Source organism: Thioalkalivibrio denitrificans, from assembly GCF_002000365.1.
GTDB classification, from domain to species: domain Bacteria; phylum Pseudomonadota; class Gammaproteobacteria; order Ectothiorhodospirales; family Ectothiorhodospiraceae; genus Thioalkalivibrio_A; species Thioalkalivibrio_A denitrificans.
Window position 1 is genome coordinate 9498 of sequence record NZ_MVBK01000077.1, and the last position, 13483, is coordinate 22980.

16 protein-coding genes are annotated in these 13483 nt (G+C 65.5%); 9 read left to right on the plus strand and 7 right to left on the minus strand.

All coding sequences use genetic code 11. The annotated features are described in order from the left end of the window. Positions 1–20 precede the first annotated feature (20 nt). Together ispA and B1C78_RS12265 are read right to left on the minus strand one after the other, a co-directional pair. A complete protein-coding gene (gene ispA, locus B1C78_RS12260; protein ID WP_077279458.1) occupies positions 21–911 on the minus strand; it encodes a (2E,6E)-farnesyl diphosphate synthase in 891 nt (296 codons plus the stop codon). After that, a complete protein-coding gene (locus B1C78_RS12265) occupies positions 908–1174 on the minus strand; it encodes an exodeoxyribonuclease VII small subunit (RefSeq protein WP_077279459.1) in 267 nt (88 codons plus the stop codon). The genes ispA and B1C78_RS12265 overlap by 4 nt, the downstream gene beginning before the upstream one ends. 260 nt (positions 1175–1434) lie before the next feature. Here B1C78_RS12265 and B1C78_RS12270 point away from each other — a divergent pair, with 260 nt between their 5' ends. The 9 genes from B1C78_RS12270 to B1C78_RS12310 all read left to right on the plus strand — a co-directional run bounded on the left by B1C78_RS12270 (position 1435) and on the right by B1C78_RS12310 (position 9715). Next, the gene (locus tag B1C78_RS12270; RefSeq protein ID WP_077279460.1) at positions 1435–1854 is read left to right on the plus strand and encodes a rubrerythrin family protein; all 420 of its coding nucleotides are present in this window, start codon (positions 1435–1437) and stop codon (positions 1852–1854) included. An 87-nt stretch (positions 1855–1941) separates the two neighbouring features. Then, positions 1942–3285: a heterodisulfide reductase-related iron-sulfur binding cluster gene (locus B1C78_RS12275; protein WP_077279461.1), complete on the plus strand. Its 1344-nt coding sequence runs from the start codon at positions 1942–1944 to the stop codon at positions 3283–3285. A gap of 34 nt (positions 3286–3319) precedes the next feature. Further along, positions 3320–3625 (plus strand): encapsulin-associated ferritin-like protein, encoded by a 306-nt coding sequence (locus tag B1C78_RS12280; RefSeq protein WP_018233939.1) that lies wholly within the window; start codon positions 3320–3322, stop codon positions 3623–3625. A gap of 81 nt (positions 3626–3706) precedes the next feature. After that, positions 3707–4294: a DUF3501 family protein gene (locus B1C78_RS12285; RefSeq protein ID WP_077279462.1), complete on the plus strand. Its 588-nt coding sequence runs from the start codon at positions 3707–3709 to the stop codon at positions 4292–4294. Between the two features lie 472 nt (positions 4295–4766). Then, on the plus strand, positions 4767–5219 hold the full coding sequence (locus B1C78_RS12290) for a c-type cytochrome (protein ID WP_077279463.1): 453 nt from the start codon (positions 4767–4769) through the stop codon (positions 5217–5219). Positions 5220–5268: 49 nt separating this feature from the next. After that, a complete protein-coding gene (locus B1C78_RS12295; RefSeq protein WP_077279464.1) occupies positions 5269–6618 on the plus strand; it encodes a cbb3-type cytochrome c oxidase subunit I in 1350 nt (449 codons plus the stop codon). 63 nt (positions 6619–6681) lie between these two features. Beyond that, positions 6682–7491: a CbbQ/NirQ/NorQ/GpvN family protein gene (locus B1C78_RS12300; RefSeq protein WP_077279465.1), complete on the plus strand. Its 810-nt coding sequence runs from the start codon at positions 6682–6684 to the stop codon at positions 7489–7491. 50 nt (positions 7492–7541) lie between these two features. After that, the gene (locus B1C78_RS12305; RefSeq protein WP_077279466.1) at positions 7542–9485 is read left to right on the plus strand and encodes a nitric oxide reductase activation protein NorD; all 1944 of its coding nucleotides are present in this window, start codon (positions 7542–7544) and stop codon (positions 9483–9485) included. Positions 9486–9499: 14 nt separating this feature from the next. Then, positions 9500–9715, plus strand: a complete 216-nt coding sequence (locus B1C78_RS12310; RefSeq protein WP_245795419.1) for a hypothetical protein — start codon at positions 9500–9502, stop codon at positions 9713–9715. 210 nt (positions 9716–9925) lie between these two features. Here the strand turns inward: B1C78_RS12310 and B1C78_RS12315 are convergent, their stop codons facing one another. The 5 genes from B1C78_RS12315 to B1C78_RS12335 all read right to left on the minus strand — a co-directional run bounded on the left by B1C78_RS12315 (position 9926) and on the right by B1C78_RS12335 (position 13300). Beyond that, complete coding sequence (locus B1C78_RS12315) at positions 9926–10225, minus strand: hypothetical protein (protein WP_077279468.1); 300 nt, start codon at positions 10223–10225, stop codon at positions 9926–9928. A gap of 2 nt (positions 10226–10227) precedes the next feature. After that, on the minus strand, positions 10228–10821 hold the full coding sequence (locus B1C78_RS12320) for a cytochrome c oxidase subunit 3 family protein (RefSeq protein WP_077279469.1): 594 nt from the start codon (positions 10819–10821) through the stop codon (positions 10228–10230). Further along, positions 10821–11372 carry a hypothetical protein gene (locus tag B1C78_RS12325; protein WP_245795418.1) on the minus strand — a complete coding sequence of 184 codons (552 nt, stop codon included), beginning with the start codon at positions 11370–11372 and terminating at the stop codon, positions 10821–10823. The genes B1C78_RS12320 and B1C78_RS12325 overlap by 1 nt, the downstream gene beginning before the upstream one ends. Positions 11373–11403: 31 nt before the next feature. Further along, complete coding sequence (locus B1C78_RS12330; RefSeq protein WP_077279473.1) at positions 11404–11820, minus strand: DUF4870 family protein; 417 nt, start codon at positions 11818–11820, stop codon at positions 11404–11406. 124 nt (positions 11821–11944) lie between these two features. Further along, positions 11945–13300, minus strand: a complete 1356-nt coding sequence (locus tag B1C78_RS12335) for a M48 family metalloprotease (protein ID WP_077279470.1) — start codon at positions 13298–13300, stop codon at positions 11945–11947. Positions 13301–13483: the final 183 nt, after the last annotated feature.

Consider the following 13483-nt stretch of genomic DNA (forward strand, 5'->3'; position numbering starts at 1 on the left):
GAAATATGCGGGCTAGCGCCTTAATTCATCCGCTCAACGATATAGCGGGCGATCCAGCGCAGCAGGTCGGCCTCGGGGCCGAAGTCCTCGATGGCGGAAAGGGCGCGCTCTACCAGGGCGCGGGCCTCCTCCCGGGAGGCCTCCAGGCCGATCAGGGCCGGGTAGGTGGGCTTGTTCAGGGCCCGGTCGGCGCCCTGGGCCTTGCCCAGAGTCTCGGTGTCGCCTTCCTCGTCCAGGATGTCGTCCCGGATCTGGAAGGCCAGCCCCACGCTCTTGGCGAAGCGGTCCAGCTGTTCCAGCCGCCCCTCGTCCGGGGCATCGGCGCTCAGACCGCCCAGCAGCACGCTGGCGCGGATCAGGGCCCCGGTCTTGTGGACGTGCATGTCCTCGAGCTGCGCAATGTCCAGCACACGGCCCACCGCGGCCAGGTCAATGGCCTGGCCGCCGGCCATGCCCCGCGAGCCGGCGGCACGGGCCAGCAGTTCGGTCATGCGCAGCCTGCGCTCGGGGTTCGGGATCATGTCCGGATCGGTGGCCAGGATCTGAAAGGCCAGGGCCTGCATGGCGTCGCCGGCCAGTATGGCCATGGCCTCGTCGAAGGCCTTGTGGCAGGTGGGCTTGCCCCGGCGCAGATCGTCATCATCCATGGCCGGCAGGTCGTCATGGATGAGGGAGTAGACATGGATGAGTTCCACGGCGCAGGCGGGGCCGTCCAGGCGGCCTGGGTTCGCGCCCATGGCCCTGCCCCCGGCATGCACGAGGATCGGGCGCACCCGCTTGCCGCCACCCAGCGCCGAGTAGCGCATGGCCTCGTGAAGCCGGGCGGGATGGGTGCGCGCCGGGGGAATCCAGCGATCCAGCGCCTCCTCCACGCGTTCGCGCACCGCCGCGACGTCCTGCTCGCCGCTCACGCGTCGTCCCGCTCGTCGGTATCCGCGGCCCGTGGGGTGTCCAGATCCTCTTCCTCGCCGCTTTCCGTCAGCACCCGCACCTTCTGCTCGGCGTCCTGCAACGCCCGCTGGCACTGGCGGGCCAGGGCGATGCCGCGTTCGAACTCCTTGAGGGAGGCCTCGAGGCTCAGTTCCCCCTGTTCCATGCGTTCCACCAGGGATTCCAGCTCGCCCAGGGCCTGCTCGAAATCTGCCGGTGCGGCGGGTGGGGTTTTCTTGGTCAAGATCAACACTCCCGAAAAGGTTCTAGAGTATAAGGAATCCCGTGGGGGCCCGACAGCCCGTTGCAGGGCCTTGAAACTGGCGGGTTGACCACCATGAATCCCTATGTGGGCCCGGGACGGGTCTGGTCCGAAACTGCCCGTCGTTCAAGCCCGACCCGGTTGACATCGATTTAGACTTTGTCTAAAGTATGCGCACGTTTTAGAACCATTCTAAATCGTGTGTTTCCCACTCAACCCACAGCTGAAGACGGAGAACCACTATGGAACTCAAAGGCAGCAAGACCGAGCAGAGCCTGAAGGAGGCCTTTGCCGGCGAATCCCAGGCCAACCGCCGTTACCTGTACTTCGCGGCCAAGGCCGACGTGGAGGGTTACAACGACGTGGCGACCGTGTTCCGCTCCACCGCCGAAGGTGAGACCGGCCACGCACACGGCCACCTGGAATACCTGGAAGCCTGCGGTGACCCCGCCACCGGCCTGCCCTTCGGTGGCACTGAGGCCAACCTGAAGACCGCCATTGCCGGCGAGACCCACGAGTACACCGACATGTACCCGGGCATGGCCAAGACCGCCCGCGAAGAAGGCTTCGACGAAGTGGCGGACTGGTTCGAGACGCTGGCCAAGGCCGAGCGTTCCCACGCCAACCGTTTCCAGAAGGCCCTGGATACCCTGGGTTCCTGACAAGCGGCACCCGCCAGGGCCGGTTCGCCGGCCCTGGCACTTTCCGATCCCCGAATTTCCACACGGCAGCCGTTGGGAGAGGCCGAGATGTCCGCACCCGTTGAAGGTCAAAGAGAAGGCAGTCTGGAAGCGCCCACCCGTCATCCCCTCAACTGGCGCGACCCCGAGTTCTACAACGAGGACTCGCTCATGCAGGAACTGGAGCGGGTCTACGATATCTGCCATGGTTGCCGTCGCTGCGTGAGTCTGTGCAACTCGTTTCCCACCCTGTTCGACCTGGTGGACGAGTCGGAGACCATGGAGGTGGACGGAGTCGCCAAGAGCGACTTCTGGAAGGTGGTGGACCACTGCTACCTGTGCGACCTCTGTTACCTGACCAAGTGCCCCTACGTTCCCCCGCATCCCTGGAACGTGGACTTCCCGCACCTGATGCTGCGTGCCAAGGCCGTGCGCTACAAAAAGGAAGGTGCAAAGGCCAGCCACAAGCTCATGTCCTCCACCGATACCGTCGGAAAACTGGCGGGCATCCCGGTGGTGGCCCAGGCGGTCAATGCCGCCAACCGCATGAAGCCCGTGCGCAAGGTGCTGGACAAGGTGATGGGCGTGCATCCCGACGCCATCCTGCCCGAGTACCACAGCCGGACCGGGCGCAAGCGTCTGAAGCATCATCGCTCCTCCGGCACGCCCGAGGCGGTGGGCCGCACCAGGGGCCAGGTGGCCCTGTTCGCCACCTGCTACGGCAATTACAACGAACCGCATATCGTCGAAGACCTCACCAAGGTCTTCGAGCACAACGGCATTCCCGTGACGCTGGCCGAGAAGGAGCGCTGCTGCGGCATGCCCAAGCTGGAGCTGGGCGACCTGGAGGCCGTCGAGCAGGCAAAGAACCACAATATCCCGGTGCTGGTGAAGGCCATCGATGCCGGCTATGACATCGTGGCGCCGGTGCCGTCCTGCGTATTGATGTTCAAGCAGGAACTGCCGCTGATGTTTCCCGATGACCCGGACGTGCAGAAGGTCAAGGAGCATATCTTCGATCCGTTCGAGTACCTGATGATCCGGCACAAGGAAGGCAAGATGAACACCGAGTTCAAGGAGAAGCTCGGCAAGATCGCCTACCACGCCGCGTGTCACCTGCGCGTGCAGAACATCGGTCTCAAGACGCGGGAAGTACTGGAACTGGTGCCCGACACGGAGATCGACGTGATCGAGCGTTGCTCGGGTCACGACGGGACCTACGCGGTGAAGAGCGAGTTCCACGAGATTTCCATGAAGATCTGCCGCCCGGTGGTGAGCCGCGTGCAGAAGGCCGATGCGGATCACTACTCCAGCGACTGTCCCATGGCGGGGCACCAGATCGAGAACGGCCTCAAGGACGAGAAGGTCCCGGAGCATCCGCTCACCCTTCTGCGCCAGGCCTACGGACTCTAGCCCGGACCACCGAAACCGAAACAGGAGACACCCGATGGCAAACGAAGGCTATCACGAGCCCCACGAGGAACTGAGCGACGAAACCCGCGACATGCACCGGGCCATCATCTCCCTGATGGAAGAGCTGGAGGCGGTGGACTGGTACCAGCAGCGCGTAGACGCCTGCAAGGACGAGGAGCTCAGGGCCATCCTGGCCCACAACCGGGACGAGGAGAAGGAGCACGCAGCCATGGTGCTGGAGTGGATACGGCGTCGCGACAAGACCTTCGACAAGGAGCTGCGCGACTACCTGTTCACGGACAAGCCCATCGCCAGTCTGGAACACGAACACAAGGGCTGAGCGCACCCGTGATGCCTGCCCGCGCATTCGTCGCGCGGGGGCCGTGCCTCGCCCCTCAAAGTCAAGCAACGAGGTGATTTGATGATGGACAAGCTGACCCGAGACGATCTCTATTCCCTGGAGAAGTACGCAGAGGTGCGGCCGCAGTTCCGCGCCGACGTGATGAAGCACAAGCGTGAGCGTGTCGTGCCCGTGGGCCCGAACGTGACCCTGCATTTCGAGGACCGGCTCACCATGCAGTACCAGATACAGGAAATGCTTCGGGTCGAGCGCATCTACGAGGCCGAGGGCATCCAGGACGAACTGGACGCCTACAATCCGCTGATCCCCGACGGCAGCAACTTCAAGGCCACCATGATGGTGGAGTTCGATGACGTGGAGGAGCGCAAGCTTGAGCTGGCGCGCCTGATCGGCATCGAGGACCGCACCTGGGTGCAGGTGAGCGGCTTCGACCGCGTCTATGCCATCGCCGACGAGGACATGGAGCGAGATACCGACGAGAAGACGTCTTCCGTGCACTTCATGCGTTTCGAGCTGACGCCGGACATGGTGGCCGCGGCCAGGTCCGGGGCGGCCATCAGCGTGGGTGTCGATCACGAGAACTATCGCCACCAGCTGGAGCCCTTGCCCCAGGCAGTCAGGGATTCCCTGGCGGAAGATCTTTCGTAACGCACAGCCGTTAACTGGCAGGCACGAAAGAAGGGGGCGAAATGCCCCCTTTTTCGTGCCGGGCCATCCCCGCCGGCCTATCGCGGTGCTTGCGGCTTATGGGCCTGTCTCGCTTGCCCATAGGGCGGCCCGTGGCCGCCGTCAGCAGGCGGCCACGGGCCGCCCGATGACTACACTTCTCCTTCCAGAGACGGCGCGAGACAGGCCCGGAGTACACTACCCGGGCCAGGCCCTAAGGACTGTTCCCGTCGTCAATTCCCAGCTGGACCATCGGAATCTATGCTTGATTGGTATCAAGCCGCATGCATTTTCCTGTCTATACTCCGGATTGAGTTTGCACTGACATAACATGAATGTAAGATGCATGTTAGGCTTGCTCAAGGTCCCCGTCGGGTGTTCCCGGCGGCGGCCAGGAGTCTGTAGCGATCGCGGTTAACACGACCATTCCCACCTGTGTCAAGGAGGTGCGCACATGACCGAGGGGCTGACCAAGGCGGCGGCGCGCAATATCTTCTACGGCGGCTCGCTGTTCTTCTTCCTGTTGTTCGCCGCACTGACGGTGCACAGTCATCTTTACATCGTCAATGTCTCCACGGACCGTGAGGGCTTCACCGATTCCGTGATACTCGGCAAGCAGGTGTGGGAGCAGCACAACTGCATCAACTGCCACACGATCCTCGGCGAGGGGGCCTACTTTGGCCCGGAGATCGGCAACGTCTGGACCCGCTTCGGCGGACGGGAGAACCCGGAAGGGGCGCGTGCCGCCATCGCGGCGTGGATGCGCGCCATGCCCACCGGGGTTCCAGGGCGCCGGCAGATGCCCTACTTCGAGATCAACGACGAGGAGATGGATGCGCTCATCGATTTCCTCCAGTGGACCGACTCCATCGACACCCAGGGCTGGCCACCCCATCCGTCCGGCTGAGACGGATGCCTGCGTCAACCTGCAATTCAAGGGCTAGGGAGACAACTCAATGAAATATGAAACGCAAAGGGTGGCTTACCCGTTCTTCATGGTGGCCATGGCGCTGTTCGCGCTGCAACTGGTGTTCGGGACGCTGGGCGCCATCGTCTACGTGGCGCCCAACTTCCTCTCCGAGGCGATGCCGTTCCATATCATGCGCACCAGCCACACCAACCTCCTGCTGGTGTGGCTGCTGATCGGCTTCATGGGCTGCACGTACTACCTGATGCCGGAAGAGGCGGAGAACGAGATCTACAGCCCGAAGATCGCCTACATCCAGCTGGCCATCTTCGCCTTCGCCGGAGCGGCGGCGCTGATCGGTTATCAGTTCGGCATCCACGAGGGCCGCCATTACCTGGAACAACCCCTGTGGGTGAAGGTGCTGATCACCATCTCGTTCCTGATGTTCCTGTTCAACACCTCCATGACCATGGTCAAGGGCCGCAAGACCGCCATCAACATGGTTCTGATGCTGGGGCTCTGGCTGGCGGCCATCTTCTGGCTTTTCGCCTTCTACAATCCGCACAATCTGGCGCTCGACAAGCTCTACTGGTGGTGGATCGTGCATATCTGGGTGGAGGGCGTCTGGGAGCTGATCATGGCCTCGCTGCTGGCCTACCTGCTCATCAAGATGACGGGTGTGGACCGCGAGATCATCGAGAAGTGGCTGTACGTCATTGTCGGCCTGGCCCTGTTCTCGGGCCTGCTCGGCACCGGTCACCATTACTACTGGATCGGCACGCCCGCCTATTGGCAGCCCATCGGCAGCATCTTCTCGACGCTTGAGGTGGTTCCGTTCTTCGCCATGGTGGTGTTCGCCTTCTACATGTTCTGGAAGGGCAGCCGCAACCACCCCAATCAGGCGGCCATGCTCTGGACCCTGGGCTGCGCGACCATCGCCTTCTTCGGCGCCGGGGTGTGGGGCTTCATGCATACCCTGTCGTTCATCAACTACTACACTCACGGTACGCAGATCACCGCCGCCCACGGCCATCTGGCCTTCTACGGGGCCTACGTGATGCTGGTGCTGGCCATCATCACCTACGCCATGCCCCAGATCCGGCGTGTGCAGCCCTACAACCAGGTGCTGAACATGTGGTCCTTCTGGATCATGACCTCGGCCATGGCCTTCATGACCTTCACGCTGACCTTCGCGGGCGTGGTGCAGACCCACCTGCAGCGGGTGATGGGCATGAACTTCATGGAGGTGCAGAGCCAGATCGAGATGTTCTACGTCATGCGTCTGGGGGCGGGCATCGTGGTCGTGATCGCGGCCCTGATGTTCTTCTGGGCGATCTTCGGACCCGCAAGGGAACAGGTGCCCGCCTACGCCAAGGCGTCTGCGGCGTCCGCGGACTGACGGTGCCGGGCCGGGCCGCAGCCTCACTGCTGCGGCCCGGCCCCTTTATCCCGGAGCCATCGTATGCCACTGACAGCAACCCAGGGTGACATGGAGCGGGACGCGCCGTTCTATCAGCCGGTCGGGCATGAATGCGATCTGTTCGAGCGGGCCTTCCGCCAGCGGTTGCCGCTGCTGCTCAAGGGTCCGACCGGCTGCGGCAAGACCCGCTTCGTGAGCCACATGGCGGCCCGCCTGGGGCGGCCTCTGTTCACCGTCTCCTGCCACGACGATCTCACCGCCGCCGACCTGACCGGGCGCTACCTGCTCCAGGGCGGGGAGACCCGCTGGGTGGACGGTCCGCTGACCCGGGCCGTGCGCGAAGGGGGCATCTGCTATCTGGACGAAGTGGTGGAGGCGCGCAAGGACGTGACCGTGGTGCTGCATCCGCTCACCGACGATCGGCGCCTTCTGCCCCTGGAGCGCACCGGCGAACTCCTGCAGGCGCCGGACGGGTTCATGCTGGTGGTCTCCTACAACCCGGGCTATCAGCATATCCTCAAGTCGCTCAAGCCGAGCACGCGCCAGCGTTTCGTGGCCATGACGTTCAACTTCCCGCCGCCGGAACTGGAACGGGACATCGTGGCCCGGGAGAGCGGCCTGTCGCGTGAGAAGTGCGCCGCCCTGGTCAACCTGGCGATCCGGTTGCGCGAGATGAAGGGGCAGGACCTGGAGGAGGGCGTCTCCACGCGTCTGCTGGTCTACTGTGCCACGCTGATCGCAACCGGCATGCCCATCCTCGAGGCCACGCGCGCCACCCTGGTGGAACCGCTCACCGATGACGAGGACGTTCAGCAGGGCCTGCTGGAGGCCATCAACGCCACCTTCGGCTGAGCTGATGACGGCGGCCAAGGCTTGACCGGTGAGATATGCGGGTTAAACCCATGTTCCAGTTCCTCGAACTCGAGGAATTCGTCGGCCGCCACTGGCACCGCTGGGCCTCGCGCGCCGCAAGCTATCCCCGGCATCCGGAGGCGGCGGTCACGCTGGATGAGCTGCGCCACGTGCTGGGCGTGTTCTTTCGCGCCAGCGGGGGCGAGATGGGGCTGGAGGTGGCGGCCATCGTCGCGCGCAGTTCCACGCACCGGCTCACGCTTCGCCAGCGCCTGGGCCTGGACGAAGAGGCCATGGACGTGGCGCGCCGCGACGAGGAGAACCTGCTGCTGCCGCCGCGCATCGAGCTGTTCGCGGATCGTTCACTCAACCGGGATCTCTATTTCTGGCTGACGGCCTTTCTCGCCGTGGCCCGGCGCCCCGAGCCGCAGACCGATCCCCTGCGCCATGACATCAGCCAATTGCGTGCGGCGTACCGCGCCACCGAGGCCGCGCTCGCCCGGTTCCCCGGGCTGCTGCCGCGCCACGAGCGCTTGAATCGTGCGCTGTTGTCCGTCAGGCCCCGACGGCATCTGCCGGCCACGGAGGCCGTGGTGGAGGAGGTCATTCGCGCGCAGCTGGGTGACGATCTTCCGCAATCCGGTCAGGCCCGGGCGCTGCTGGATCTCGTCCGTGCAGGTGAACCGCAGCCTCTGGACGCCTACCGGGCGCCCCGCGACTACCGCCCGCCGCTTCCGGTGCCCTTGTGGGGCCAGGTGGTGGCGCTCGGCGCCGGACACGGGCGCGAGGCCGACGACGAGGCGGAGGAGGGCGGCGGCGGCGCGACGCCCAAGTCCGCCTCCGAGGGCAAGCGTCAGTCCGAGCGCCGCCGACAGGATCAGTGCGAGCGCGATGATCCCCTGGTGCTCAATCGGTTCGAGAAGCTGCTGTCCTGGACCGAGATGGTGAACCTCAACCGGCTGGTGGACGACGAGGAGGACGAGGAGGCCAAGCGGGCCGCCGAGCAGATCGAGGAGATCGTCATCAGCCCCCACAAGCGCCGTGCGGCCACGCGCCTGCGCGTCGACCTGGATCTGCCGCCGGACGCCGTCGTCGGCGAGCGCCTGCGCGGCACTCACACATACCCCGAGTGGAACCATCGCAAGCAGACGTACCTGCCGGATCACTGCGCCGTGCATACCGACCTGCAGGGCGAGGAGGGTGACGACTGGGCGCCCGACGACGCCACGCGCCGGCGCATCCGGCGCGTGCGCCGGGAGTTCGAGGCGCTGCGCCCGAGACGTGAACTGTTGCGTGCGCAACTGGACGGCAATGAACTGGATACCGACGCGCTGATCCGCGCCCGCTGTGATTTCACCGCCACCGGCGAGTCCAACGACCGTTTCTATCTCTCGGTCCGGCAGCAGGCGCGCGATCTGGCCGTGTCCATCCTGGTGGACGTCTCGCTCTCCACCGACGCCTGGCTGGAGGACCGCCGGGTCCTGGACGTGGAAAAGGAGGCGTTGCTGGTGCTGGGCCACGGGCTGGCCGGATGCGGCGACGACTACGCCATCCACTGCTTCACGTCCCACCGTCGTCACCGGGTCTGGGTCAACGTGCTCAAGGGTTTCGAGGAGCCCATGAGCGACCGGGTGGCTCGGCGTATCGCGGCGCTCCAGCCCGGTCACTACACGCGCATGGGCGCCGCCATCCGCCACGTGAGCTCGGAGCTGGCCGAACGGCCCAACCGCTACCGGCTGCTGCTGGTGCTCACGGACGGCAAGCCCAACGACACGGATTACTACGAAGGGCGTTACGGCATCGAGGACACACGCAAGGCGGTGCTCGAGGCGCGTCGGCAGGAGGTGCGCGTGTTCGGCGTCACCATCGACCGCGAGGCACGCCAGTATGTCCCCCGCATCTTCGGACGCGGCAGCTACGCCATCGTCAATCGTCCCGAGCACCTCTCCCTGGCCCTGCCGGGTATTTACCGGCAGATCATCGGAGTCGGATAACAGACCACCCCGTGATGATCTCGCGCCCCGCCATCGCCGTCGTCATCGGATTGCTGGTCGCCCTGGCCGTGATTGCGCCGCTCGCCTGGCTGATCAACACCCGCGACTGGGGCGTGGCGCTCATGCTGCTCGTCCCCTTCATCGTCTACGGTCTCATCCGCCTCGCCCGCGCCCTGGCCCACTGGGCCAACCCGCCGCCGGACATGCCATCGCGGGATGATGGCTTCTGATGTTTTTCACCACGAAGCGCACGAAGGGCACGAAGAAAAGAATGTTTCTCTCGCAAAGACGCGAAGCCCGCAAAGAAGGACTTTGAGCAAAAAAATCCTTTCTTCGCGGGCTTCGCGCCTTCGCGAGAGATATTCTTTGGTTCTTTCTTCGTACCCTTCGTACCCTTCGTGCCCTTCGTGCGCTTCGTGGTTAGAAAGGTCTGACGCGATTCAGCCGGTGAAGCGGGCCATGAGGTAGCCGGCGCCGATGATGGTCAGGGTGGCCAGGGTCATGGCGGTGAACAGGCCCTTCCAGGCGGGGGTGGAGACGCGCAGATTGAGGTACACCATCAGCACCCGGTGTACCTTGAAGCCGGTGGTGGCGAGCAGCAGGGCGGCGGACCACAGGGGCAGTGCCTGAAAACGTGCATCGCCGCCCAGGCGGGCGGAGAGCATGGTCACCAGGGTCAGCCCCATGAGGATGGCCCAGGTGATCAGGAGGCGACGGGTGCCGGGCAGGGATCCGTTCATGGTCACCTCAGCAGGTAGACGAGCGGGTACAGGAGGATCCAGATCAGGTCCACCATGTGCCAGAAGGCGGTGGCGGTTTCCACGTTGGCGTGGGAGATGCGCCAGGCCACCAGTGCGAGCAGCCCCAGGCCGAACAGCACGTGGGCGAAATGAAAGCCCGTGAGCAGGTAGTACCAGGTGAAGAAGGTGTTGGTCTCGGGGGTGAGGCCCGCGCCGATCTTGTCCGCGTACTCGTACACCTTTACCGCGCAGAACACCACGCCCAGCCCGAATGCCGCCCACAGCCAGCGCCGGCAGCGCACGACCTGGCCCTGGGTGATGGCCGCCACCGCCAGGGCAGCAAACAGCCCGCTGGTGAGCAGGACCATGGTGTTGATGCCCCCGAGCACGGGGTCCAGCAGTTGCTGCGAGGCATCGAAGACCTCGCGTTCCAGGGCGCGCTGCCAGGCGAAGACCCCGAAGAAGGCGGCGAAGACCACCATCTCGCTCAGGATCAGCACCCACATCAGGGGGTTTCCCGGCAGGGCGGAGAGCGGGCCCCATCCGCTCTCCGTGGGTGCGTCGCCGCCGCGGTGGGGAGCGGACGGGTCCGGCATCAGCCGTCCGTGTCGGCCGGCGAGGGTTCGAATTCCGCCTTGATCTGCGGTCGGGTGAGCTTCCAGGCCACCCAGGCGAACAGGGCCGTCAGGGCGGTCGCCAGGACGATCATGCCGCCCAGCAGGCCCACCATGCCGGCAAGCGGGTCATCGGGGATGAACGCGCCCGTGGTGGCCTCGTCCGGCATGAGCGCGAAGACCATGGGTGTCACGGCGGTGGCCATGAGGGTGGCCACAAAACCGAAGGACATGAGCCCGAGGAAAGCGCGGCGGGCCCAGCTCAGCCGCAGCAGCAGCGCGACGGATATGAGCAGGGTCGCCAGCGCGCCCGCCAGGAGCAGGGTCAGGATGGCGGGGCCCCGTTCAAGCACCCAGGCGAACCCGGCGATGAGTCCGCCGGCGCCGTGGTCGGCGACGTCCAGCGCCGGGAGGTCTCCCGAGACCACGCGGGTCCCGGCGAACACGAGCGTGGCCAGCGCGGCCAGGATGAATGCCCAGGCCAGTGCCGAGACCGTGCTCGAGCGTCCCCGCGACGGGGGTGTGATGTGCAAGGGCCTCTCCGACGCCATGCGTATCTCTGAGTCAGTCACTGAGTGTCACCCGGGTGCCGCCGAACCACAGGCTTTTCGGGTCCTCGATGGGGCGGTTGTCCATGAGCCGGTGGATGCCCACGCCGCAGCGCCCTACGGCCCAGGCCAGCCACGCCGTGATGATGAGGTATCCGCTGACGGGTTGCCAGACCAGGAGCCCCCCGCCCGCGAGCAGCGCCGGCAGCCCGAACCAGAAGGTGCGGATCTGGAAGTGCAGATGGCTGTGGGTCCACGAGCCGACCCGCGGGCGCATCAGGTGGGCAATCAGAACACCCAGCGGCGCGGTGAACACCATCATGATCCCGCCCAGGTACAGCAGGTAGACGGCCATGGCGACTCCCTTGCCGCGCAGGCGGTCCGAGGTGCGGATTTCGGGTGCGGGGTTGTCGGCTGTCTCTGAGGCTTGCATGGACTTGACCTCGCTCTCGATGCGGAGTGTGTCGGGTGCGCGTAGAACATGGTAACCGGATACATCATTCAGCATGACGGGGACAAGCCCGCTGCGAGATCAATCCGGCCCCGATTCGCGCGTCTCAAAGCATCTGCCAGCTCTGCAGGCGGCCGGCCGCGTAACGGGCCTGCTCCGTGTCCCCCGCTTCCCGGAGATATCGCCGGTAGAGTTCCGCGGCGGCGGCGCGATTCTGCATGTTCTCGTGGGCGACACCCTGCAGGAACAGGGTGTTGAGGTTGCCGGGGAGGTGGCGCTCGTACTGCCGGAAATGGGCGAGCGCCTCCTCGGGGCGGTTCAGGGCCAGTTGGTTGATGCCGCTCAGGTGGATCGCCTGCCCTTCCGCCGGGTAGGCCTCGCGGGCCCTGGCGAGGTAGCTTTCCGCCTCCCGGTGCCGGCCCTGGGCCGACTGGCACCTGGCCATGAGCACCAGGGCGGGATAGTCGTCCGGTACCTGCTCCAGGGCCGAGCGAAAGCGCGTCTCCGCCCCCGGATAGTCGCGGCGGGCCATGGCCGCCTCCCCGGCCTGCAGTTCCTTGATCGCCGGACGGATGCGCCGCAGCGCGGCGGTGTTGTCCATGTAGCGTTCCCGCCGTACGTTGCGGTCGAGGGCGTCGGCGTGGCGCTCATGGGACTCGCGCCGGGCGGTGGCGAAGCGTTCATCGCTCATGGGGTGTGTGGCGAACATGGTCTCCATGGCGTTGGGCTGGCGGTCCGAGAGGCCGCGCAGCATATCCATCAGGTCCACCATGCCCTGAGGGTTGTGTCCCGCCTGGGCCATGTAGGTGAGCCCCAGGGAATCCGCCTCGCGCTCGTTCTCCCGGCTGTAGTGGGCCAGCAGGGCGGTGGCGCCGACGGCGGAGATGGCGTAGATCAGGTCCCGGTGTCCGGCCAGGCGGTCCGACTGCGCGGCTGCGATGCCGAGCCCGCCCACCACCATGGCGGCGAAGATGCCCCGGGTCTGTCTGCGCGCCGTGTGGCGTGCGTTCACATGCCCCGTCTCGTGGCCCAGCAGGGCGGCGAGCGCGGCCTCGTCCTCCATCTCCACCATGATGCCCCGGGTACAGGCCATGGTGCCGGCGGGGAAGGTATAGGCATTGATGTGATTGGCGTTGACCACGTTGAAGTCGTAAGGCATGTGCGGCCGGTGGGAGATCTCGGCGATGCCGGTGCCCACCTCGCTCACGTAGCGCTGCAGCTCGTCGTCGCGTACGAGTCCGTAGTCGTTGGAGAACTGGTGGGGCGCGTAGCGGCGATCGATGGCGATCTCCTCTTGTTCCGACATCAGGATCAGACGCCGCTGGCCGGTTATGGGATCCGTGGCACAGCCCAGCAGCGGCGATGTGACCACCGTGGCCGAGGTGGCGGCGGCCGTGAGCCAGAGGAAGTCGCGGCGCGTCATGCGGCGCTGGAAGATGCGAAGGCCGGGGTTCCTGTCCATGTGCGGGGCTCCGGGAATGGGGGTCGACGCGGTTGTTACGGGGGCGTGCGGCCGGGTGAGACGACGCTCTCTAAAGCGTAGCGCATGCAGGCGGATCACTCAGCGGTAGGGTAGGGTGCAGGGATCAAGTGGTTGGGTTTGTGCGTATCGGGGCAATGTCCGGGCCAGGAGCCTGTCGGACTT

What these genes read in the sequence shown, in the direction of transcription:
- B1C78_RS12290 (WP_077279463.1), top strand. Translation starts at nt 4,767, where the DNA reads ATGACCGAGGGGCTGACCAAGGCGGCGGCGCGCAATATCTTCTACGGC.
- B1C78_RS12275 (WP_077279461.1), top strand. Translation starts at nt 1,942, where the DNA reads ATGTCCGCACCCGTTGAAGGTCAAAGAGAAGGCAGTCTGGAAGCGCCC.
- B1C78_RS12310 (WP_245795419.1), top strand. Translation starts at nt 9,500, where the DNA reads ATGATCTCGCGCCCCGCCATCGCCGTCGTCATCGGATTGCTGGTCGCC.
- B1C78_RS12315 (WP_077279468.1), bottom strand. Translation starts at nt 10,225, where the DNA reads ATGAACGGATCCCTGCCCGGCACCCGTCGCCTCCTGATCACCTGGGCC.
- B1C78_RS12300 (WP_077279465.1), top strand. Translation starts at nt 6,682, where the DNA reads ATGCCACTGACAGCAACCCAGGGTGACATGGAGCGGGACGCGCCGTTC.
- B1C78_RS12335 (WP_077279470.1), bottom strand. Translation starts at nt 13,300, where the DNA reads ATGGACAGGAACCCCGGCCTTCGCATCTTCCAGCGCCGCATGACGCGC.
- B1C78_RS12330 (WP_077279473.1), bottom strand. Translation starts at nt 11,820, where the DNA reads ATGCAAGCCTCAGAGACAGCCGACAACCCCGCACCCGAAATCCGCACC.
- B1C78_RS12285 (WP_077279462.1), top strand. Translation starts at nt 3,707, where the DNA reads ATGATGGACAAGCTGACCCGAGACGATCTCTATTCCCTGGAGAAGTAC.
- B1C78_RS12270 (WP_077279460.1), top strand. Translation starts at nt 1,435, where the DNA reads ATGGAACTCAAAGGCAGCAAGACCGAGCAGAGCCTGAAGGAGGCCTTT.
- B1C78_RS12305 (WP_077279466.1), top strand. Translation starts at nt 7,542, where the DNA reads ATGTTCCAGTTCCTCGAACTCGAGGAATTCGTCGGCCGCCACTGGCAC.
- B1C78_RS12295 (WP_077279464.1), top strand. Translation starts at nt 5,269, where the DNA reads ATGAAATATGAAACGCAAAGGGTGGCTTACCCGTTCTTCATGGTGGCC.
- B1C78_RS12320 (WP_077279469.1), bottom strand. Translation starts at nt 10,821, where the DNA reads ATGCCGGACCCGTCCGCTCCCCACCGCGGCGGCGACGCACCCACGGAG.
- B1C78_RS12280 (WP_018233939.1), top strand. Translation starts at nt 3,320, where the DNA reads ATGGCAAACGAAGGCTATCACGAGCCCCACGAGGAACTGAGCGACGAA.